Below are 1,840 nucleotides of genomic sequence, written 5' to 3'. Positions count from 1 at the left end.
GACCNCATGGGGCCTGTTCCCTCAGGACCCAACAGCGTGCCAGAGCTTCTGATGTTCCACCCATGAGCAACCACCCGGCGAACGGACGCCGCCGCTGGTGGCCACCAACCACCCCACACGGCCGGCACAAGGCCGGCCCAGGGGCGTGGCGCGCTCCTTAGAAAGGAGGTGATCCAGCCGCACCTTCCGGTACGGCTACCTTGTTACGACTTCGTCCCAATCGCCAGTCCCACCTTCGACGGCTCCCCCCACAAGGGTTGGGCCACCGGCTTCGGGTGTTACCGACTTTCGTGACGTGACGGGCGGTGTGTACAAGGCCCGAGAACGTATTCACCGCAGCGTTGCTGATCTGCGATTACTAGCGACTCCGACTTCATGGGGTCGAGTTGCAGACCCCAATCCGAACTGAGACCGGCTTTTTGGGATTCGCTCCACCTCGCGGTATCGCAGCCCTTTGTACCGGCCATTGTAGCATGCGTGAAGCCCAAGACATAAGGGGCATGATGATTTGACGTCATCCCCACCTTCCTCCGAGTTGACCCCGGCAGTCTCCCATGAGTCCCCGGCATAACCCGCTGGCAACACAGGACAAGGGTTGCGCTCGTTGCGGGACTTAACCCAACATCTCACGACACGAGCTGACGACAACCATGCACCACCTGTGCACCGACCTTGCGGGGCACCCATCTCTGGGTGTTTCCGGTGCATGTCAAGCCTTGGTAAGGTTCTTCGCGTTGCATCGAATTAATCCGCATGCTCCGCCGCTTGTGCGGGCCCCCGTCAATTCCTTTGAGTTTTAGCCTTGCGGCCGTACTCCCCAGGCGGGGCACTTAATGCGTTAGCTGCGTCACGGAACCCGTGGAACGGGCCCCACAACTAGTGCCCAACGTTTACGGCATGGACTACCAGGGTATCTAATCCTGTTCGCTCCCCATGCTTTCGCTCCTCAGCGTCAGTAACGGCCCAGAGACCTGCCTTCGCCATCGGTGTTCCTCCTGATATCTGCGCATTCCACCGCTACACCAGGAATTCCAGTCTCCCCTACCGCACTCTAGTCTGCCCGTACCCACTGCAGGCGCGAGGTTAAGCCTCGCGTTTTCACAGCAGACGCGACAAACCGCCTACGAGCTCTTTACGCCCAATAATTCCGGACAACGCTTGCGCCCTACGTATTACCGCGGCTGCTGGCACGTAGTTAGCCGGCGCTTCTTCTGCAGGTACCGTCACCCCAAGAGGCTTCTTCCCTACTGAAAGAGGTTTACAACCCGAAGGCCGTCATCCCTCACGCGGCGTCGCTGCATCAGGCTTGCGCCCATTGTGCAATATTCCCCACTGCTGCCTCCCGTAGGAGTCTGGGCCGTGTCTCAGTCCCAGTGTGGCCGGTCACCCTCTCAGGCCGGCTACCCGTCGTCGCCTTGGTAGGCCATCACCCCACCAACAAGCTGATAGGCCGCGAGCCCATCCCCAACCGACACAGTCTTTCCACACCCCACCATGCGGTGAGGCGTCATATCCGGTATTAGCACCGGTTTCCCGGAGTTATCCCGAAGTCAGGGGCAGGTTGCTCACGTGTTACTCACCCGTTCGCCACTAATCAACCCAGCAAGCTGGGCCTCATCGTTCGACTTGCATGTGTTAAGCACGCCGCCAGCGTTCGTCCTGAGCCAGGATCAAACTCTCCGTAAAAAACCTGCCACCCACACCCCCAAAAGGACGCAGGCAGACAAACCATACGAAGACAACCCCCCAGCACCCAAAAGCACCAAAAGGGGCAATCCAGGCATCACACCAACCACCCCGACGAGACAGGGCACCCGGCATGTACCAAAACAAAACAAAA

At 59.5% G+C, this 1,840-nt stretch carries 1 rRNA gene; it reads right to left on the bottom strand.

Annotation, left to right across the window (positions count from 1 at the left end):
- Window positions 1-161: 161 nt before the first annotated feature.
- Window positions 162-1,686: ribosomal RNA gene (locus EJK16_RS09325) — 16S ribosomal RNA — on the bottom strand.
- Between the last annotated feature and the right edge of the window lie 154 nt (window positions 1,687-1,840).

Origin of the sequence: Georgenia sp. SYP-B2076 (assembly GCF_003991205.1) — a bacterium.
Taxonomy (GTDB): domain Bacteria; phylum Actinomycetota; class Actinomycetes; order Actinomycetales; family Actinomycetaceae; genus Georgenia.
The sequence above is the reverse complement of the archived record's forward strand: the minus strand, read 5'-3'. Positions and strand labels throughout refer to the sequence as shown.